This window comes from Sphingomonas arantia (genome assembly GCF_042682045.1).
In the GTDB taxonomy this organism is placed as follows: domain Bacteria; phylum Pseudomonadota; class Alphaproteobacteria; order Sphingomonadales; family Sphingomonadaceae; genus Sphingomonas_R; species Sphingomonas_R arantia.
In genome coordinates this window covers 161,057-181,830 of the sequence record NZ_JBHUGS010000003.1, presented here as the reverse complement: position 1 = coordinate 181,830, position 20,774 = coordinate 161,057, and the positions used below count along the sequence as shown (strand labels likewise).

General features: G+C 61.6%; 13 protein-coding genes. 9 read left to right on the top strand and 4 right to left on the bottom strand.

Annotation, left to right across the window (positions count from 1 at the left end; genetic code table 11):
- Positions 1–223 precede the first annotated feature (223 nt).
- A complete protein-coding gene (locus tag ACFSGX_RS12305) occupies positions 224–1,129 on the top strand; it encodes an NAD(P)-dependent oxidoreductase (RefSeq protein WP_380930290.1) in 906 nt (301 codons plus the stop codon).
- On the opposite strand, the gene ACFSGX_RS12300 is transcribed toward ACFSGX_RS12305, so the two are convergent.
- Positions 1,130–2,533 (bottom strand): porin, encoded by a 1,404-nt coding sequence (locus tag ACFSGX_RS12300; RefSeq protein WP_380930289.1) that lies wholly within the window; start codon positions 2,531–2,533, stop codon positions 1,130–1,132.
- Between the two features lie 219 nt (positions 2,534–2,752).
- Here ACFSGX_RS12300 and ACFSGX_RS12295 point away from each other — a divergent pair, with 219 nt between their 5' ends.
- Genes ACFSGX_RS12295 through ACFSGX_RS12285 form a run of 3 tightly spaced genes read left to right on the top strand, consistent with a single transcriptional unit; the run spans position 2,753 to position 6,046 of the window.
- Positions 2,753–3,232, top strand: a complete 480-nt coding sequence (locus ACFSGX_RS12295; RefSeq protein WP_380930287.1) for a (2Fe-2S)-binding protein — start codon at positions 2,753–2,755, stop codon at positions 3,230–3,232.
- 1 nt (position 3,233) lies between these two features.
- On the top strand, positions 3,234–5,381 hold the full coding sequence (locus tag ACFSGX_RS12290; RefSeq protein WP_380930285.1) for a xanthine dehydrogenase family protein molybdopterin-binding subunit: 2,148 nt from the start codon (positions 3,234–3,236) through the stop codon (positions 5,379–5,381).
- Entirely contained in the window at positions 5,378–6,046 is a 669-nt protein-coding gene (locus ACFSGX_RS12285; RefSeq protein ID WP_380930284.1) for an Isoquinoline 1-oxidoreductase subunit, read from the top strand. The genes ACFSGX_RS12290 and ACFSGX_RS12285 overlap by 4 nt, the downstream gene beginning before the upstream one ends.
- 13 nt (positions 6,047–6,059) lie before the next feature.
- On the opposite strand, the gene ACFSGX_RS12280 is transcribed toward ACFSGX_RS12285, so the two are convergent.
- Positions 6,060–8,867: an ATP-binding protein gene (locus ACFSGX_RS12280; RefSeq protein WP_380930283.1), complete on the bottom strand. Its 2,808-nt coding sequence runs from the start codon at positions 8,865–8,867 to the stop codon at positions 6,060–6,062.
- Positions 8,857–10,104, bottom strand: a complete 1,248-nt coding sequence (locus ACFSGX_RS12275) for an MFS transporter (RefSeq protein ID WP_380930281.1) — start codon at positions 10,102–10,104, stop codon at positions 8,857–8,859. Before ACFSGX_RS12275 ends, ACFSGX_RS12280 begins: the two co-directional genes overlap by 11 nt.
- Before the next feature lie 488 nt (positions 10,105–10,592).
- Here ACFSGX_RS12275 and ACFSGX_RS12270 point away from each other — a divergent pair, with 488 nt between their 5' ends.
- Complete coding sequence (locus ACFSGX_RS12270; RefSeq protein ID WP_380930279.1) at positions 10,593–11,456, top strand: helix-turn-helix domain-containing protein; 864 nt, start codon at positions 10,593–10,595, stop codon at positions 11,454–11,456.
- A gap of 154 nt (positions 11,457–11,610) precedes the next feature.
- Here the strand turns inward: ACFSGX_RS12270 and ACFSGX_RS12265 are convergent, their stop codons facing one another.
- Complete coding sequence (locus ACFSGX_RS12265) at positions 11,611–12,549, bottom strand: helix-turn-helix domain-containing protein (RefSeq protein ID WP_380930277.1); 939 nt, start codon at positions 12,547–12,549, stop codon at positions 11,611–11,613.
- Positions 12,550–12,795: 246 nt separating this feature from the next.
- Between ACFSGX_RS12265 and ACFSGX_RS12260 the strand changes: the two genes are divergently transcribed.
- From ACFSGX_RS12260 to ACFSGX_RS12245, 4 genes are all read left to right on the top strand, one after another.
- Entirely contained in the window at positions 12,796–15,660 is a 2,865-nt protein-coding gene (locus ACFSGX_RS12260) for an ATP-binding protein (RefSeq protein WP_380930276.1), read from the top strand.
- An 85-nt stretch (positions 15,661–15,745) separates the two neighbouring features.
- Positions 15,746–16,747: an alpha/beta hydrolase gene (locus ACFSGX_RS12255; RefSeq protein ID WP_380930275.1), complete on the top strand. Its 1,002-nt coding sequence runs from the start codon at positions 15,746–15,748 to the stop codon at positions 16,745–16,747.
- A 156-nt stretch (positions 16,748–16,903) separates the two neighbouring features.
- Positions 16,904–19,219 carry a TonB-dependent receptor gene (locus ACFSGX_RS12250; RefSeq protein ID WP_380930273.1) on the top strand — a complete coding sequence of 772 codons (2,316 nt, stop codon included), beginning with the start codon at positions 16,904–16,906 and terminating at the stop codon, positions 19,217–19,219.
- Between the two features lie 421 nt (positions 19,220–19,640).
- Entirely contained in the window at positions 19,641–20,708 is a 1,068-nt protein-coding gene (locus tag ACFSGX_RS12245) for a class I SAM-dependent methyltransferase (protein ID WP_380930271.1), read from the top strand.
- Positions 20,709–20,774: the final 66 nt, after the last annotated feature.

The following is a 20,774-nucleotide window of genomic DNA, read 5'->3' as shown; positions in this document are numbered from 1 at the left end:
ATCGCCGCTCATAAACTCTCTGGTCGCCATCACGCTCTCCACAGCTTGTCCGGCCTTTTCCGGCGGTTCACGGAGTAGAATGCGCCTAAGCGCGTATCGGGCGGGAACGAGTAATTCGCCGTCGACCGTTGCGTGACACTCAACGACGCAAGGCATGCATCTCGCTTGCGGCCTACTGGCCCCGGCGGCAGCACGTCGGGCGATACGTCATAGGAGGTTTCAAATGTCGGCGTTCGACGAACCAGGGCCAGTCGGCTTCATCGGGCTTGGTGAGATGGGCAGACCGATGGTTGGCCACCTGCTTGCGGCCGGGTTACCGGTCTATATCTGCGATCCCGATCCAGCGGCGGTCGCAGCGGCCGTTGCGGCAGGTGCGATAGCGCTGGCGCGCGCTGTCGAGGTGGCTGACGCAGCGGAGACCGTGATGGTCTGCGTCCCTACGCCGGAGATCGTCGAGAAGGTCTGCGTGGGTCCTGCAGGGCTTGTCGAGGGGGGCAGGGTCCGCCGGATCGTCGACCATTCGACGACCGGACCGGCGATGGCGCGCGTCGTCTCGGCTGCCTTGGCGGAGCGTGGGATCGCCTATCTCGACGCTCCGCTCGCCGGATCGACGCCGGCAGCGAAGGCCGGCACGCTGACGATCATGGCAGCTGGCGATGGGGAGGAGTTCGAGGCCGTCCGAGCGATCCTCGATGTCTACGGTGAAACAGTGTCGCTGATCGGCGTCGAGGTCGGGCAGGGCCATCTTCTCAAGCTGATCAACAACATGATACTGTGTGCGACGCTTGTCGCGTCGACAGAGGCCCTTGCGGTGGGGATGCGCGCCGGCATCTCGGCAGATACGATGCTTGCAACGCTAAACCGGGGTACGGCCCGTAGCTTCGCGAGCCAAGCGCTGCTTCAGGACCGCGTCGCATCCGGGAACCCGCAGATCGGGTTTCGGCTCGAACTAATGCGCAAGGACCTTCGCTTGCTGCTCGAGCAGGCAGCAGAGCGGGGGATCACGATGCCCGTCAGCGCTTCGGTCAAGGCGACATTCGACCGCGGCCAGACAGCTCTGGGCCTGGACGCCGATGTCCTTGCGATCGCGCCGTTCATTGTGGCGGAAGCGGGTGCGCCGTTCGAATGACTAGAAGCGGTAGCGGGTAGAGAAACGCATGATGTCGCGCGTCGCATTTGTTCCATCGACGTTGCCTCGGGTTGCGGTGATATACTCGAGCGCCATATCGAGCGCGGTAACGGGATGGACGACGATGTTGGTCGCGAACGCCTTGACCGTCTCGATCGAATTGGGGGCCACCCCAACGGGGTTTTCGACGCTAACATAGCTACCCTGGATCGTGCCTGAGAGCCAAGGCGCAAAGACGTGCTCGTAGCTGACATTGCCGGCAAACACCGGCTCGGTCTTGAGGCGCTGCCCCGGCGAGATATGGCCGTCGAAGCCAGCCCCAAGCTCGCCGATATAGCGACCGACGCCGGTACCGTACGTTCCTTGGAAGCGCAGTTTCTGCGTGCCGTCGAAAAGCGGCAGCTTGATCATTCCGCTTCCGCTCACGCCCCAGGCGACGGCGCTGCCGGCAGGCTGCGTCTCGTCTATTTCGCGCAGGACGCCGCCGATCTGCAGGGCACCCCAACGCCGCTCGATCCGCGCCGCTGCTACGAGATCCGGCAGCTTGTCGAACTGCTCGTTGATACCGGCACCGCCAGCACCAGCCACGTCACCCTGCGGGTTTTCAGCGGATACCGCCAGCGTGACTCCCGGCGCGACATTGTAGCTGACACGAAGTTGGGCCTGACGCACGAACACCGAGCCCAGCGGCAGGGGATTATAGACGGTGGCATAGGAGACCGGATTGGCGAATAGCGACCAATGCTGACCGGCGAGCACCGCGATCTTGTCCGAAGTGCTAGTCCATTCGACATAGGCGTGCCGCAGCCGCGGATCATAGGAGTTGAGCTGGCTCTGCGCATTGTTGACGACTGAGCCGAAGAAGTCGAACTCGGTGAACGCGCGAAAGGAGCCGACGGAGGTTGGCGTTTTGATTTCGACGTTGAACCGCGTGTCGCGGGCGCTGGCGCGGAAACGTCCCCGGCCCACGGCGGTCGGATCGACCGAGAAGATGCGCGGGTAGAGGAGATCCTCGGACTCGCCGGGCCGGGCATTCGGAAAGTAGAGCATGTCGAGCTGGACCCAGCCGCCGAACTTCACCTTGGTTTTCTCGCCGTCGCTCGCGGGCACAGCAGTCGCCGGCCTGGGCTCGTTTGCCGCCATGAGGCTCGCCACCTCCGCACGAGGCGTTTGAATGGAATGTGGCGCGGCCGAGATCGCAACAACGCGGGTGCGCAGAGCCTCGAGTTCAACACGCTGTTCACGTAGCTCTTTACCCTGCTGTTCGATGAGCGTCTGTTGGCGGCGGACGATGTCGATGATCGCGGCGTCAGCTGGCGCGCTCTCTCTTGCCACTGCAGGGGTGGGAGCGATCAGCAGACAGCTGCTTCCAAGAAGGGACGCGGCGAAGGCGCGGACCCGCATACATCTTCTCCTCGAAGCGCGAACTTGACGCCGCGCCTGTCATGATTTCGAAGAACGGTAGCGCTGGCCGTCCGCCAAGTTCGAACGACTAATATGAGTTCGACCGTTGAGCCTGGCTCAACGGTCGAACACTCACGGGATCTTCACGCAAACTAACATCTCATAACGTGACACGTCCGACCATGCGGATGCAGCATGCATGCAGATGGGAGCCGTGTGATGCAGAGCCAGATCAAAGTTAACGGCCAGGCCCACCGGGTTGACGCCGACCCTGACACCCCGCTTCTGTGGGTGTTACGCGACATCGTCGGCCTGACCGGTACCAAGTTCGGCTGCGGTATCGCTATGTGCGGTGCCTGTACGGTCCATCTCGATGGCGCCGCGAAGCGATCCTGCGTGACGCCGTTGGAGGCCGTGGGTCAAGCGTCGGTCACGACGATTGAAAGCCTTGATCGCTCCCCGATAGGACGCGCACTTCAGAAGGCCTGGCTCGACCTTGAGGTAGTCCAGTGCGGATACTGCCAGTCCGGACAGCTCATGCAGGCCGCTTCGCTCCTCGCAGCCAACGGTACACCGACCGATGCCGATATCGATATGGTGATGTCGGGCAACATATGCCGGTGCGGCACCTATGGGCGGATCCGCGCGGCCATCAAGCAGGCAGCGAGCGAGATTTCGGCAGCGCGAAAGGTCGCATGAGATGACTACTCTTCCCTTTGATGATGCGCGCCTGGCACGGCGAACGTTCCTGCTTACCGCTTCGGCCTTCGTCGGTCAGTTGGCCATTGGCTTCGGCACGGTCGACGCCGCGACTAGTCCTGAAATCGGCTTCAAGCCCGACCAGTTTCTCCGGATCGATCGCACGGGTGCGATAACCCTGGTCGTTCCCTATGCGGAGATGGGGCAGGGCGCGTTGACGGGTGCTGCGATGCTTGTGGCAGAGGAACTGGAGGTCGATGTGTCGACGATCCAGACCGAGCTCGCGCCCGGTGACGACAAGCTCTACGGTAGTTCGCTCTTTGGGGATCAGATCACCGGGGGCTCAGCCTCCATTCGTGCGGGCTGGAAGACAATGCGGCAGGTTGGCGCTGCGGCACGCATCATGCTCGTCGAGGCCGCGGCGCGCAGCTGGTCTGTCGATCCGTCAACTTGTCGGGCGGAACTCGGCTGGGTGCTTCATCCGGAGACCAAGCGGCGGACACGGTACGGCGACCTGGTCGACCGCGCCCGTGTCATTCCTGTGCCGCAAAATCCGCTTCTGCGTACAACCGGTCTCAAGGTGATCGGCAAGCCACAGCGTCGGCTGGACACGCCATCCAAGGTCAACGGCAGTGCCAAATTCGGCTTCGATGTCCAGCTGCCTGGGATGCGCCATGCGGCTGCAATGAGCTGCCCGGTGATCGGCGGGCGATTGGCCTCTGTTGATGAGGCGCCAGCGCTCGCGGTGTCAGGCGTGCGCCAGGTGGTGCGCCTAGACAACGCGGTAGCGGTCGTTGCCGACCACGGCGGCGCAGCGCGCAAAGGGCTTGCCGCACTGGATCCGCAATGGACCGGGGGCTCGACGCATTCGACCGCTGACCTGATTGCGTCATTCGACGCCGCGCTCGATCACCAAGGGCTCGTTGCCGAGAAGAAGGGAGACGTCGCAGTCGCCCGTAAGACGGCCACAAGCTCGTTCGAGGCCACCTACCGCCTGCCGATGCTCGCCCATGCGGCCATGGAGCCGCTCAACTGCGCGGTTTCGGTGACGCGCAACTTCTGTGAAGTCTGGGTCGGGAGCCAGGTGCCCGGACGCGCTCGTAAGGCGGCGGCTGAGGCCAGCGGGCTGCCGATCGAGCAGGTTCGCGTCAACAGCCACTTTATCGGAGGTGGTTTCGGGCGCCGGCTTGAGCATGATTGGGTGATCCAGGCTGTGAGGATCGGCAGGATCGTCGGCGCACCGGTGAAGGTGATGTGGAGCCGCGAGGAGGACATGCGCCAGGACGCATACCGTTTTCACAACCACAGCCGAGTCCGCGTCGGGCTCGATGCCAAGGGCATGCCAATCAGTTTCGAGCATCGACTGGTGGCGCCCGGCGTGATGTTCCGGTTCCTACCCGGCTTTACCAAGGACGGCATCGATCTCGACGCAGTCGACGATGCCGCAAGCCCCTACGCGATTCCGAACACACGGGTTGAGTTCGTTCGTCAGGAACCTCCCGAGGGCCTACTGGTCGGGAACTGGCGTGGCGTGGGCGCCACCCGTAATGCCGTGATCGTCGAAGGCGTGATCGATGAGATCGCGTTGCGCGCGAACATGGATCCGGTCGCGTATCGCCGCGCGCTACTCGAGCCGAGATCCCGGCTCTCTGGCGCCTTTGAGCGGGTTGTTGCCGACTCAGGCTGGACGTTGCCACTGCCAAGGGGGTCAGGTCGCGGCGTAGCCGTTGTTTCGGCATTCGGCAGCCATGTCGCAATGGTGGCCGAGGTCACCCGCCAGGAGAGCGGGGCATTCCGCGTGACGCGCATCTTCTGTGCGATCGATACCGGTCATGTCGTGAACCCCGTTCTTGTTCGACAGCAGATCGAGGGCGGCATCGTCTACGGGCTCAGCGCCGTCCTGTACGGTCGGATCACACTCGATCAGGGCCGGGTGGTGGAGTCCAACTTCCACGACTACCGCGTTCTTCGGATGAATGAGATGCCGGAAATCTTTGTCTCCCTGATCCAAAGTAGCGAGGATCCCGGCGGTGTCGGGGAGCCTGGAACGGCACTTGTCGCACCAGCCGTCCTCAATGCGATCCGGGCCGCCGGTGGGCCTCGCGTGACAACCCTGCCGCTCGATCCGACCCTGGTGGTACGGTTATGACGCGCCCGCACACCTCGATAGTGATGGCGAGCCGGCTTGCGCTGGCGGGATCCGCGGCCCTTCTGGTCGCGGGGGTGACGCTCGGCGCAAGCGATCCTGTTCCTGCGAAGGCCGCCCCCAATCCCTCGATCAACCTTCGAGACGTCACGGACTTCGATGCAATCGCAGATCCCGCGAAACGTTCGGCCGCGTTGTTCGGTGAGGCCGGCAAGGTCATCGAGAGCCCGCGCTGCATGAACTGTCATCCGCGGACACCTCGTCCTACCCAGGGCGACGAGATGCGGCCACACAACCCGCCGATGTTCGCGGGCAAATCCGGTCGGGGCCAACCTGGCCTTGCCTGCACGACCTGTCACGGCCCGGCCAACGTCAAGACATTCGCCGCTGGGATCAAGAGCATTCCAGGCGATCCGCATTGGGGCCTCGCACCCCCTGAGATGAGCTGGCAGGGTCGCTCGCTGGCGCAGATCTGCGAGCAGATCAAAGACCCAAAGCGAAACGGCAACCGGTCGCTGGAGGCCATCTGGCACCATATGGCCGAGGATCATCTGGTCGGCTGGGCTTGGCGCCCCGGACCTGGCCGTCATCCGGCTCCCGGCACGCAGGCAGCTTTCGGAAAATTGATCCGCAGGTGGATCGATACCGGCGCGCACTGCCCAACGTAGAAGCAAACTCGGATCAGCCGAGGTTTTCCAGCAGTCGTTGAGCGCGGAGCCTTGTGGCGTCGCTATTTGAGGGCCCATACCTCGTAAGGATCGGCTGCAACGTGAACGCGTTGCGGTCACCACGTTCGACCAGGTCGCAGGCGCTCTTGAGCTCCCACGCTGTCGCAGACTGCGCTTGCGCGCAAACTAAACTCTGCTCGAGGACTTCGCGGCTTTTGGCGACTTCGCCCATCAGAGCCAGAATGCTGGCGCGTACACGCATGACCTCTGGCGTGTGAAGTCGGTCGCCATTGCGCTCGACGGCGTCCTCGCATTGCGTAATGATCTCGAGCGCTTCGTCGACCTTTCCGGTCTGGGCCAGGCCCTCTGCGAGCGTTGTCATGAAACCGGTTGTGAGCATTTCGTATCGGGCGGCACGCAGTGATACCAAGTTCGCCTGGATCATTGAGATTCCGCTTTCGATGTCCCCTGCCCGGATGGCGAGCTGCCCACGCATGCAGGCACTGACCGCGAGATAGGGACGAAGCGAATGGCGATCGGCGTGCGCCGAGAATCGCTCGACGAAACCGTCCATTGCGGTCCAGTCCTCTCGCCATTCAGCGATACTGACTGCCCAGATCAGCGCAATGCAATGGGTAACCGGATGCGACAGTGCGGCCGAAGCCTCGACGGTGTCACGCGCCAAGCTGGCACCAGCGTCTGGGAACCCCTGTAGCCACAGACTGCGGGCGGCGGTGATGCAGGCCCGGTTGCGATGATCGAAACCAAACCCGATTGGATCGATGCCGTGTTGATCTTCCAGCTGCTTCATCGCCGGTGCAAGATGAAGGTCTGCCTCGCGGTGGCGCCCAAGGAGGTGCCAGGCGATGCCGAGCAGCGAATGGGCCGCGGCGATGCCGGCCGGATTGCCGATGCGCTCCGCTAGGTCGAAGCCGCGCTGGGCAAGGCTTAGCGCTTTACCGAAGTCGGCAGTGCGCTCGTAGAAGATATGGAGAGCCCCTAGCAGGCGAAACTGACGAATGAGGTCCCCATAGCGTTCGGCGAGCACCAGAGCGCGCTGGAAGGCCTGCTCGACATCGTCGGTATTCCCGGAGGTAAACATGAGCGACTGACCGAGGCAGGTTTGAAGCTCCATCTCGAATAGCGAGCCGCTGCCCGCATCATCGAGTGCCGCGATCGCCCTAAGGGTCACGTCGCGGCATTCGGTCAGCAGTGACATCCGCAGGAAGAGCGGTGCTGCGGCGGCTGCGACGGTTACACCAAGCGCAGTATCCCCACCGGGTCCGAAGGCCCAATCAAGCGCTATCCGGAGGTTAGGCACACGCTCGGCCTCGAGTTCTTGTGGTATGTCGTTCCCAACCGGTCCGGCCGCCAAGTCGCGAAACAGCTCCGCATGGCGACGACGCACTGCGTCGGCATCACGTGATACGGCGAACCTGTCGACAAGATAGGCCTTCGTAGTGTCGAGTAATCGATACCGCACCGAGTCTACCGTACGGCAAATCGCGATCAGCGATTTGGCCACGAGGTTCTCGATGATCTCGATCGCCTCGACTTCGTCGAGAGAGTCATCGCTGACGACGCTCGCGGCCTCAAGGCCGAACGGTCCTATGAACAGCGCGAGGCGCTGAAGTATCAGGCGCGACCTTTCGTCAAGTAGGTCATAGCTCCACGCGAGCGTGTCAGCGAGCGTCCGGTGACGGGGAATTGCAGTCCGCCTACCACCTTGAAGATGCCGAAACCTGTCATTCAGGAGGTTTAATGTGCCGCGCAGCCCGTATGCCGGTATGCGACTCGCCGCGAGTTCGATTGCAAGGGCGATGCCGTCGAGACGCCGACATATGTCGGAGACGATGCCTGCATCGCCCGGACCGAGTTTTATCGGGGTGCCCGCCGCAGCGGCACGGTCGAGCAGCAGTCGAGCGGATGGGAACTCCAGAAGTCGCTCGACACTGATCGCGTCGTCATCATCGGGACAGGCGAATGGTGCGAGCACGAAGACATGCTCGCCCTCGACCCGGAGCGCTTCGCGGCTGGTCGCGATGATGTGGAGCTGGGGCGCCGCCTGAAAAAGGCGCTCCGCCAGAACTGCGGTCGCTGCGATCACATGTTCGCAACTGTCGAGGACGACGAGGATGCGGCGCTGCTTGAGAAACGTGCCCAATGTAGCAACCGCATCCCCGTCGTTAACGGCGAAACCAAGCGATGCGGACATTGTAGAAGCAACGCGCCGTGGGTCGGTGACTGAGCCGAGATCAACGAAGCAGATATCGCGCGCGAACCAGTCCGAAAGGGCGTGCGCGCCTGCGACTGCAACCGTTGTCTTGCCAATGCCGCCGGTCCCGAGCACCGTTACGAACCGATGTTCCTTTAGCATTGCGCATAGCCCGGTGACCTCTTTCTCGCGTCCGAGCATGTGCGACAGCCTGCCGGGCAGCCGGGAGGGCCGATCGTCAGGGTTCGGGAAGGGGACGGAAGGCGTGGGTAAGTGGCGGGTCACCGGCGTTACGAAACAGTATCCGCGCCCAGGCACGGTTGCGATCACGCGGTCGTCATCGCCCTCGGCCAAGAGTTTTCGTAGGCCTACGATCTGAAATCGAAGGCTAGTCTCGCCCACGGTGATGCCAGGCCAGACATGGTCCGCGACCTCCTGTTTGCTGACTGTGTTGCCGGCATGATCCAGAAGCACCGAGAGGATGTCGAAGGCGCGCGCCCCGATCTTGACCGCAAGGCCTTCGCGTTCGATCCGTCTCTCAGGCAGGAACACATCGAATGAGCCGAAGGAGAAGTCCGCTTGGGGCCTTTGCGTATCAGGTATCATTCTCGCCCCCTAAGCCCGTACGCAGTGCCCGACCGTTCGTCTCCGGCAAGAGCAAGGCCGCCACGATCACGAAACCAAACGCGAGGCTCGCCAGCAGGCCGATCGACAGAGACAGTCCATTGTCGACCGAGGCAAAGCCTACAAGGGCCGGGAACATGGCGGCAAAGCCACGGCCCGCATTAAAGCAAAAACCCTGACCGGAACCACGGATCGGGGTTGGATAGAGTTCGGCGAACTGTGCACCAAGGCCCGCGTAGATGCTTGACGCGCAAAAACCCAACGGGAATGCGAACGCTATCATCTGCCCGGCGGTGAGCGGAGCGGTAGTCGCCACAAGGACGCAGGCGATGGCACCCGTAGCGGCGAGGATGAAGGTCGGACGCCGACCCAGTGCGTCGCTCGCGAAAGCTCCAGTCCAGTAACCGAGCAGCGAACCGGCGGCGAGGGTGAGATAGTAGCTGCCCGAAGCGATGATCGTCATGCCACGCTCGGTTCGCAGCAGAAGTGGGAGCCAGGTGGTTAGCGAGTAGTACCCTCCATGGGCGCCGAACGCGAGAAAGGTGGCCCGCACGGTTGCCCCGCTGTAGGGTGCCGAGAAGATTGCGTACGGCGATACCGGGGCGGTATGTCGCGCCTGCCTGAACAGGGCGGACTCCGGAATGCGACCGCGAATAACGAGCACGAACGCTGCGGGCACCAGCCCCGCCAAGAACACAGCACGCCATGCGATTTCAGGAGGTAGCACGGACAGGAGGGTAGTCGCGGTGATCGCTGCGCAAGCCCAGCCGATCGCCCAGGCACTTTGGATGAAACCCAGCGCGCGTCCGCGAACCTGCGGTGTGACTACTTCGGCCATCAGCACCGCGCTCGTCGTCCATTCTCCGCCGAACCCCAACCCTTGCAGTCCACGTGTGACTGCCAGCGAGCCGAAATCCCAGGTGAGACCGGACAGGAAGGCGAAGAAGGAAAACCAAAGAACGGTGATCTGAAGCGTTCTAATCCTACCGATGCGATCGGCAAGAAGGCCGGCGGCCCAACCGCCAAGCGACGAGGCAATCAGCGTCACGCTCGCCAGAATGCCAGCTTCCGCGTTCGACATGCCCCACAGTAGTATGAGCACCGGTGCGACGAACGCATAGAGGTGCACGTCCATTGCGTCGAGGGCGTACCCCCCGAAGCAGGCCCAAAACGTCCGGCGGCCCGAAGCGTCCATGTCTCGGAACCAACTCATCATCATGACATTTGACCTGCATTCAAACCGATCGATGATCGCATGGGACTATTACACGAGCTCCAAAATCAAGGACGATCAACAAGGATATTATCAAGCTAATTGCAGACGATACTTCTAACGTTGCTATTAACAATAAAAAACCAACCACACAGATGACTACACAAACGCCCAACAACTTATAAGGAGTAACCTGAACGCTTACTAAGCTGTTTTGGTGTGGGACTCTCGAGCCTCCGACTCCCGACGCTCCAAAGTGCCGCCTCTCGTGTTGAGCCCTCCACGGTAGCCTCCGGGCGACAGCCGTGTAATCATAGACCGGTAGCGGAACGTGATAATAGGAGAATGTTGCGACTCCGGTATGATCTTGCGCTTTCCTGCCTGTCGTGGGAGCGTCAACGCTTGAGCGTCATTGTCTGCGGCAGCTAGTTGCCGCAACGGGGAACCTGCGAGGGACAAGCGCCGGGTCTCGGACGCCTTACGAGGAGCAGCGGTTGGATCAGGAACTAGCCAGGCTGAACCATGCGCCGGACTTGAGTAATCGTCAGCTCGGTTGGGGTGGCATCGTGGCTGACGTGCATTGGTGGCGGGGACCGGGCGAGGCGATGTCCCTGTCTCCGAACCATGACGTGGTCGCGATGCGCATCGCCGGCTCGACCCCCCTTACTCAGCGACGTAACGGGAAGGTTGATGAGCGAGTTGCCGCCTACGGTAACGTGACGGTTCATCCCCATGGAATGGACTCCCATTGGTCATGGACCAAGCCGGGCGCGATCATGCTGATGCGCGTTCCGCCATCGTTAATCGGCGAAGTTCACCGACGGTCGGGGGGAGAGCAGGATCTTCCGAACCAGTTTGGCTTTCGAGACCGAATGGTCGAGCACTATGTGGATCTTTTCAACCTGGAGCTCCACTCTCCTGACGATCTCACCAAAGGGCTTAGGTGGGAAGCCCTTTCGCTCGCGCTGGCGGCCTATCTCGTGGAACATGTTGCAGGTCGTGACGTACAGGCGCCTCCTCAAGGGGGTTTGAGTCCCGCCACGTTGCGTCGGGTGATCGAACATATCGGCGATCGCTGGCAAGATCAGCATTCACTGGCGAGTCTCGCCGTCGTGGCAGGTGTCAGCCGGTTCCATTTCGCCCGCATGTTCAAGTTGAGCACCGGTCGTACGCCGATGGAGTTCATCGAGCGATCGAAACTCGATCACGCCCGACAGCTCATCATCAATGGTCACCACAGCCTGGCGCAAGTTGGCCTACTCTGCGGTTTTGTGGACCAGAGCCATTTTGCGCGACGGTTTCGCCTCGCGTTTGGACTGACGCCAGGCGCCTTCGCGGGAAGCTACAACAGGCTCTGACGCATCACGTGCTCCGGCCCCTTGAAATCACTGACCGTTCATTGTGCGCCAGAAGGGAAGCTGCAGACCCAGGACGGAAGCCCTGCGACCTATCAGTCACGGCATGGCGCTCTATGCAGTGGGGCCTATCGGCCGATCCCTCTGCCCGGTGGAATCAAAGATCCTGCAGCTCGAGGGCGTGGCGTCGTCGAAACTCAGAGGGCGTCACACCGACGAGTTTGCGAAAACACGCTGAGAACGCTGACGGCGTCTCGTAGCCTACCGAAAGGGCAATATCGGTAACCGGCCGGTCGCGGTCGCCAAGCAATTCACGCGCTCGGGCGATGCGTTGGCCGACGAGCCAGTCGTGCGGCGTTCGCCCCGTTGCGGTCCGGAACGCGGTACAGAAGTGGAAACGACTGAGCCGTACAAGACCGGCGAGATCGTCGAGACTGATCGGCTGATCGAGGTGCTCACGCATATAGTCTTTCACCCGCTTGACCTGCCAGTCAGCGAGGCCGCGGAGGGCGCGCGCCGGGACAACCGGGCTTGAGGAGGAATGCGAGCGTATAAGCTGGGTGCACAACAGATCGACAGCCTGCTCGGCGAACAACCGTCGCGATGGTTGGGCCAGGGACACGGCTTCGGCGCTGAGCATCTGCATGATACCTGCACCGACAGGATCGTCGAAACCGGCACGATCGAGGAGCTCAACCGTCTTGCCTGCATGCAATGCCTCCGCACAATGCTGGAGGCGGTCCTCTCCGAGGAAGACATGCGAGACGCGCAGAGGGCCCGTCATGTCCCATCGACCAGCGTGGCCACTTGGGATTAGACTGATCGCACCCGGTCGAGCCCGACCCTCATGGCGTGAGGAACCAGTTCGTAGCGTAATCGCCCGCTCGCCACCGTGATAGGTGGTGACGACGTGGCCTTTCATGGCGGTAAAACTGCTATGAACATCGCCATGTTCCCAAACCGGGGTCAATTGAGTCTCGCCGTCCAGCGTCTCGTTCACGACCGGCGAGGTCGCCGCCAGCATCCGCGCCATCTCATAGGCGGCAGATGGCATCGGAAGGGGGCCGAGGTCGGCTAGAGGCTGGGCTGCGTTCACACACTTCATGTAGAGCGAACGATCCCGGGAGGCTCGTAAGCACATGAGAACGAGTGTTAGAAAACGTGAAACGATCGTAGACGGTCCCGGCCTTGCTTGCGGCATCGTGTCAGATCGGTATCGCTCGCCTGTGAGGACAAGCCCATACCAGCGCCGAGGATGGCACCCTGCGACGATGATCGAAGTTCATGGTTCGGCTCGGAAGCCGTCGAACCCCTGGGTCCCCCGGGTATCTGGAATGTCACATTGACCAAAGAACGCTATGTTTTCGATCGGTTCGAGCTTTTCCCACGCCAGCGCCTTCTGCTGGAAGCCGGCCAGCGGCTACCGCTCGGCAGTCGGGCGCTCGACATTCTGACGATACTCCTCGAGCAGCCGGGAGAGATCATTCCCAACGATGCGATCGTCGCCCGCGTCTGGGCGGGCGTTACTGTCGAGGAGACGAGCCTGAGGGTGCACATAGCCGCAATCCGGAAAGCGCTGCGCGATGGCCATGACGGAGCCCGATTCATCGCGAATGTCCCGGGCAGGGGCTACTCGTTCGTCGGAACACTGCAAACTTCACTGAGCGGCAGCACTGAGCCAGCCGGGGTGCTCTCCATTCCCGAGGCGAACAAGGCCCGGACGCTCCCAACGATGCTCACCCGTGTCATCGGGCGGGAGGATCTCGTAGAGCTGCTGGTGGAACAGACGGCCGAACGACGGCTCACCACGATCGCCGGACCTGGCGGGATTGGGAAGACGACGGTTGCACTCGTCGTCGCCAGAGCCCTGCAACCGGCTTATGTCGACGGCGTCTTGTTTGTTGATCTGTCGCCTGTTGTCGATTCGGCATCCGTGGTTGGAACCGTCGCAGCCGCACTCAACCTCGTTTTGCGTCCCGAAGATCCCGTCGGTGATCTTGCGGCGGCACTGAGGGGGAGGGTGATGCTGATCATTCTCGATAACTGTGAGCACGTTGTCGCTGCCGTTACCACCTTGGTCGAGGGACTGCTTCGCTATACAGATGGCATCAGCATCCTCACGACCAGTCGGGAGCCGCTGCGCGCCGCGAGCGAATGGGTCCAGAGAGTGCCGCCGCTCGCCGTGCCGACTGACGTTGCGCCTCTCTCGGCTGCCGACGCTATGCGTTTTGCTGCGGTCCAGCTCTTTGTGGAGCGGGCTGCCGACACCATGGGCGGCTACACCCTTCTCGACGTAGATGCACCGCATGTTGTGGAGATCTGCCGGCGCCTGGACGGGATCGCGTTGGCTATCGAGTTTGCGGCGAGCCGTGTCGACGCAATCGCCATCCGCGACCTCTCGATGCAGATCGGCGATAGGTTTCGATCTCTCCATCACGGACGCCGGACGGCATTGCCGCGGCATCAGACTTTGCGCGCGGTGCTCGACTGGAGCTACGATCTTCTGTCCCCAGCCGAGCAGACCTTGCTTGCTCGACTGGCGGTTTTCCAAGGCCCGTTCAGTCTTGTAGATGCAGATCGGGTCTGTTCCGACGATGCTGCAGACGAGGCGGACATCTTTGCCGGTGTGGGTGATCTTGTCGCGAAGTCGCTGGTGGTAGTCAATTTCAACGATGGCAGGGTTGATTATCGGCTCCTCGATACGACGCGGTCGTACGCGCGAGATAAGCTTCAGGCGAGCGGTGAAGGCAACAGGCTGGCTGCGCGACATGCCGAACACGTGCGACTGACGTTCGAAGCAGCGGCAGGGCTAGTAGAGTCCGGCATCGTTGCCGACACCGATGATACTCGCGTAGAGCGGATCGAAGATTTGCGCGCTGCACTGCGCTGGGCCTTCGGACCGGACGGCGAGATTCCGCTCGGTGTTGCACTGGTCATTACTGCCGCGCCACTCTGGTCGCAGCTTTCGCTCGTCGATGAGTCGCTTGAGTGGGTCCAACGCGCGATCGCGGCATCGGACAATTTCGCCGGGGGGGATCAGCGCCAAGTCATGCATCTTTACGCTGCATTGGGTGGCCTTCAAATGTACGCGATCTCCAGCGTGAAGCAGGCCAATAGCGCGTGGGACCTAGCATTCGGTCTCGCAAAGGGCTTGGGCGATATAGACTATCAATTGCGAGCGTTGCGGGCGCTATGGGCCGAGGCCATCAACCATGGTGAGTTTGCTCGCGCGCTCAACTTGGCAACTCGCTTTCGTGATACCGCCACGGGCACCGATGGCCATGACGATCTACTCGTGGCGGACCGCATGATCGGTTCGGCTTTGCACTTTTTGGGGAGACACGACGAAGCTGAGGCCGCGATCGAGCGGATGCTGAGGCTCTACGCCGTGCCAGCGCCGTACATCGAGGCAGTGCGCTATCAGTTTGACCAGCGCATCGCTGCCCGCATCATGCGAGGGCGGATATTATGGCTGCGAGGTAGGACGGACACCGCGCTGAGCGACATCACAGAAAACGTCGAGGCCGCTCTTGCGCTCGATCACACGATGACCTTGTGCAACGTCCTGACCGTTTCGGCTTGTCCTATCGCACTGCTCGCCTGCGACCGGGACGCCGCAAAGCGCTATATTGGGATCCTCCGCCAGCGGACCGCCGCGCGAGCGCTTGACGTCTGGCACACCTATGCGGTTTGTTTCGAGGCGGAGCTGGCTATCGACGAAGGGAATGTCGCCTGGGCGCTTGCCCGCCTGCGTCCTGCCATGGCGGCCCTCGAACGTTCCGGGTTCGGCCACTACCGGACCTCGTTCCTGATGACGCTGGCGCGGGGTCTTACTCTTCTTGGGCAACACGACGAGGCCGACGCTCGTCTGATGGAGGCTCTGGAGGCTTGCGACAGGACCGGCGAGCAATGGTTGTTGCCGGAACTGCATCGACGTCGGGGCGAGATCGAGATCGGGCGCTCGGTGGATGCGGATGCCGGCGTTGCGACATTCCGCGTCGCACTTGCGCTCGCTGAAAGGCAGGGTGCCCTGGCCTGGGCTTTGCGCGCCGCCACCAGTCTTGCCCGGCGCCTAAGCGAACTGGGTCGAAACGCCGAAGCTGTCGCGGTACTGGCGCCGATTGTCGGACGCTTCACCGAGGGGCGCCAAAGCGCGGATCTGCTCGAAGCCACCGCGACGCTAGCTAACATACGTGATCCAGACTGACCGGAAGAGCATGATTTACATCTCTTAACACGCGTTCGGGGTCCGAAAAGCCGATAGTCGCTGAGAACGACTGGACAACCGGACAATGACCCAGGCACCCGATCGCGCCAAAGGCGCACTGAATGCGCGTAGGCCGATGGTCCTGGACAGTGCGGTCGCGACCTTCCTGCGGGCGCGCGAGCGCGCGGGCGAAGTGTCACCGCATCTCATGCCCGTGCCCGAGGCAAGGGTTGCCTTGGCGCGCCTCCAGGCAATGATGCCCCTCGCGGAGCCTGCGGCCCTCCAGGAGGTTCGGTTCGACGCTGGCGAATATGGCTGGGTCGTTGCGCGGATCGTCCTACCGACTGACGCAGCAGAGCCACTCCCAATCATTCTCTATATCCATGGTGGCGGGTGGGTGATGGGGGATGCGGTCATCTATGATCGGTTGATCCGGGCGCTAGCGAACGGTGCACGCGCTGCGGTCGTCTTCGTCAACTACACGCTTGCGCCGGAGGCGCATCACCCCGTCCAGGTCGAGCAGGCCTATGCGGTGCTGTGCGGCGTTGTGAAGGAATGCGGAGCGCTCGGCCTCGACGCATCCCGTATCGCGATCGCTGGCGACTGCTCGGGAGGGGCCATGGCAAGCGCAGTCACGATGCTTGCCAAGGTGCGCCGTGGCCCAGAGATCGCCTTGCAGCTTCTACTATATCCAATTGTCGAGGATCCGGCGCTGATCGATGCCTCGGCGGCGGAAACGATTGAGGGCTGGCTGCCGAGGAACGCTCTGTGTGGGCGCGCCAACGAAGCGTTCCGAAAAGACCGACAACGCCTGGCCACGACCGCTTTCCCGCTCTCGGCGCCGCTGACCGATCTGAATGACCTGCCCGAGGCCCTCATAATCGTTGCCGAGCATGACGTCGCGCGGGATGGTGGCGAAGCGTACGCACGGCGACTAGCCGAAGCGGGCGTGACGACGACCTGCGTTCGTTACAACGGTACGATCCACGATTTCATGCTGCTCAATGTACTGGGAGGCTCGACCGCAAGCCGCGGGGCTACAGCCCAGTCGATCGCCGCCCTCCGGAGCGCGCTCCACCCTAAATGAGATCATGGCCATTCACCACTCATCCCCAGATCGACCGACACACCATTTGTGATATTTTGTTAGTTGCGTTGCCGCTATCCCGATCATCCGTCACCCACGACGCTTGTCAGGCGGGGGCAGTGTTCGCAGATGGGCATGCCGGTCCCGATTACGTCTTTGGCGATCATCGCGGTTGCGACCCTCGTCGTCGATGGCGCTCACGCACAGAACGCTGTCGTCCCGGAAACGCAGCAGCCTCAGTTCAGGTACGACGGTCGCGATATCGTCGTTACCGCGCAGCGCCGTTCGGAGGCGCTTTCCGACGTGCCGATGTCGGTGACCGCCGTCTCTGGACAAGCGCTGCGCGAACGCGGCGTCAACACCTTGCAGGACCTCGCAAAGCTCACTCCCGGCCTGTCTTATGTCGAGAGTGGTTCCTCCAACCCGGTCTATTCGATCCGCGGCATTGGCTTCTTCGATACGACGATCGGCAACCGGCCAGCGGTAAGCGTCTATCTCGACGAGGTCTCGTTACCATTTTCGATCATGGCACCCGGTGCGTCACTTGATCTCGAGCGCGTGGAAGTACTGAAGGGTCCTCAAGGAACGCTGTTTGGTCAGAATTCGACCGGTGGTGCGATCAACTATATCGCCGCCAAGCCGACTGAGGTTTTGAAAGCGGGAGTCGATCTAGGTGTCGGCAGGTTTAACACAGTTGATGCCGCCGGCTTCGTGAGCGGACCGATCACAGGGTCAATGCGTATCCGCGTTGCCGGACGGATCGAGCGCGGCGGCGACTGGCAGCGTAGCTACACGCGTGCCGACACCCTCGGTCGTCGTGACATGCTACAGGGTCGCGCACTTTTCGAATGGTCTCCGGCATCGACCGTTCGCATGCTGCTCAACGTGAACGGATTCAAGGATCGGGGTGATACCCAATCTGCGCAGTTGCTGGCCTTCGTCCCAAGCAGCACGCGACTAGCGTCCGAGATCCCCGCGCTGGCGAACTACCCGTCCGCCCCGCCGAACAATCGTGCGGCCGACTGGGACCCGGATATCGCCCTTGATAAAGACAATAGCTTCTATCAAGTGTCGCTACGACAGGAATTCGATCTCGAGTCCGACATGGTCCTGACTTCGCTGTCCGGATATCTACGGTTCGACATTGATCAGGTCACCGATCAGGACGGTACCGCTTACAACAACGTCCGTACGGCGGCGGGCGGATATAATGACTCGCTATATCAGGAACTGCGCTTGTCAGGGACGCTTGGGTCACTGCGTTGGACCGTCGGTGGGATCTACTCCCATGACAGGGCTATCGAGGATAACCGCGTCGACTTCCGGTATTCGACGACCAACTTTGCCACGCTGCCTTTCGGAGAACTAATCGGGACGTCTCAAACCTACCGTCAAGTGTTCGCCACCGTGGCGGCATTCGGAAGCTTTGATTGGACCATCGCAGATGGGCTTGTGCTTCATGGCGGCTCACGTTGGACCGCGGCTGACCTCGACTATCGTGGCTGTGCGCGCGTTGCGGACGCCGGTGGGGGGCTGGCGATCACCGCACTCTATGATTCCTTGCGCGCAGCACGTGGACTCGCACCGCTTGCTACGATCCGCGTGGGAGAATGCCTGATGGTGGATGGCAACCTTGACCCGGGAGAGGCGCGCGGCAGGCTCGACCAGCGAAATTTGGCCTGGCGGGCCGGGATCGACTGGAACGAGGACGGCAACCTGCTCGTCTACGCCAACGCCAGCCGTGGTTATAAGGGCGGCAGTGCGCCGACCATCAACGGCCTTGGGATAGCGCAGATCGTCGCGGCGAAGCAGGAGACGGTACTCGCCTACGAAGTCGGAGCGAAGGCTACCCTTCTCGATCGTCGCGTGCTCCTTACTGCTGCTGCCTTCTATTACGATTACAGCGACAAGCAGGTACGTGGTCGGACCTTGGTCGCGCCGACGCTGCTGGGTGCGCTCGAGACTCTCGTCAACGTGCCTCAGTCGCGCATCATGGGAGTCGAAGGTTCGATCGAGCTGCACCCGAACAACGGGTTGAAGCTGAGCGTCGCAGGCACATGGCTCGGCAGCAAGGTGACCGATAATTTCGTTAACTATTCCATCCTGGGCGTGGAACGGGACTTTGTAGGCAATCCGTTTCCCTACACTCCGCGTGCGCAGGTTGTCGGGGACGCGCAATATCAATGGACGATAGGGCGTTCGTTTGATGTATTTGCCGGCGGTAGCCTCAATTTCCGCAGTGCGACTACCGCAGGGTTTGGTGCTGAGCCGCTGCTGGCCTTGAAATCCTATGCTCTAGTCGATCTACGAGCGGGCACGGTGACGCGCGATGGCCGATGGCGTCTCCAAGTCTACGGCCGCAATGTCTTCGACAGATATTATTGGACGAATGTGGCGAAGTTCGTAGACAACGTCCGGCGGTACGCCGGCAACCCGGCGACCTACGGCGTGACGCTATCACTGCGATTATGATCAAGCTCAATAGCGTAAAGTCGCTATGGCTATAAAATATCAGTGCCGTAAAGGTTGCGTGAACTCACGCCGTTAAACATCGGCGGGCTATTCATCTATACTTAGAAATAATGTGATTAGATATCACATCAATATCCTGAGAGGTAATTTGCAAACGAAATGTTTTGGAAAGTCTTGAATGGGCCGTCGAACTACCTGTGACCTAAATGTCATCAAATGATGAACGGTGTCGGAGGCTGCCGTAAGGCGTTCCTTGTGGCAACCAAGTCTAATATCATACCGGTCCATTTACCCTATTCGCGGAAGTCCATCATCCCGGTTTCCCGGGTTTCAATTGTAGCCTCAATTCTGGGTCCGGAAACCGGCCCGCCACGTTCCACGGCAAAAATGCCTCCTGTGTTTGTGATCCGAGGACGTGGCCATGGAATTGAACGAAGGCCTGTCCGGGTCGGTGATCTATGGACCGGACTCTGACGACGAGCGTCATCGGACCGGAACGTCGAGTCTAGCCGACAGCATGCCCATGATGGATGCTTATATCTCGATGATGCGCGCCTCGGCGCTTATCGCGGCTGGCAGAACCGGTCTCTTCGAAGCGCTGGCGAACGGACCGCTGACAATCGAGCGGCTTGCCGAGGCAGTCGGGGCCGACGAGGCCGGTCTCGCGCGCCTTGCCGACTTTCTCGTGCTCACGGGACACGTTGACCGACAAGATGATCGGTTCGCCAACGCGCCCAGGACCATGCGTTGGTTTACGAGCTGGGGTTCCGTCGATTACCGCTCGGGCCTTGTCTGGACGGGTGATGCTTGGCCAATCATGGATGACCTTGGCGAGGCGGTTCGGAACGGGTTGCCGTCTCAGCTGCTCTGGGATCGGATGGAAGAGCGCCCCGAACTGGGACGTAACTTCGCGCGGTACATGGCGACGTTTGCAAGACATCTGGCGCCCGACCTGCTGGAGCTGGCGCCATTGTCGGACGGGCCGTTGCGCCTCCTGGATCTTGGCGGGTCGCACGGGCTTCATGCGATGGCGTTCTGCGATCGCCATCCTGGCGTACGAGCCGTTATCGTCGATCTGGAAAGTGCGCTCCACGAAACCGCGAAAAGGATCGGTCATAGATCGCTCGCGGACCGTATCGAGCTTCGTCAAGGTGATATACGCTCCTGCGATTGGGGGCAGGATTACGATATTGTGCTCTATCTGTCGGTCGCGCACAACATGAGCCGAGAAGACAATCGGGCTGTCTTTGCGCATCTTGCAAAGACGATGCGGCCCGGCGGCAGCCTGATTATCCACGACTACCCCGTAGAAACCACGCCGGCACTGTTCTTGGCCGCTTTCCGCCTGACCCTCTTGGTCGAAACCGGTACCGATACGCTCGGCTATGGCGAACTGGCGGGGATGCTGAGCGATGCCGGCTTTTCGCAGCTGAGCTCGCACACGCTAGTTCCTGCGGACAAGGGAACTTTGATCTTGGCGCGGAAGTAGCCGGACAGCGGTGCTGCACGACTATGCGGGGGCAGGGGGCTTTGGTCCAGGTGTAGGCTCCCTTAC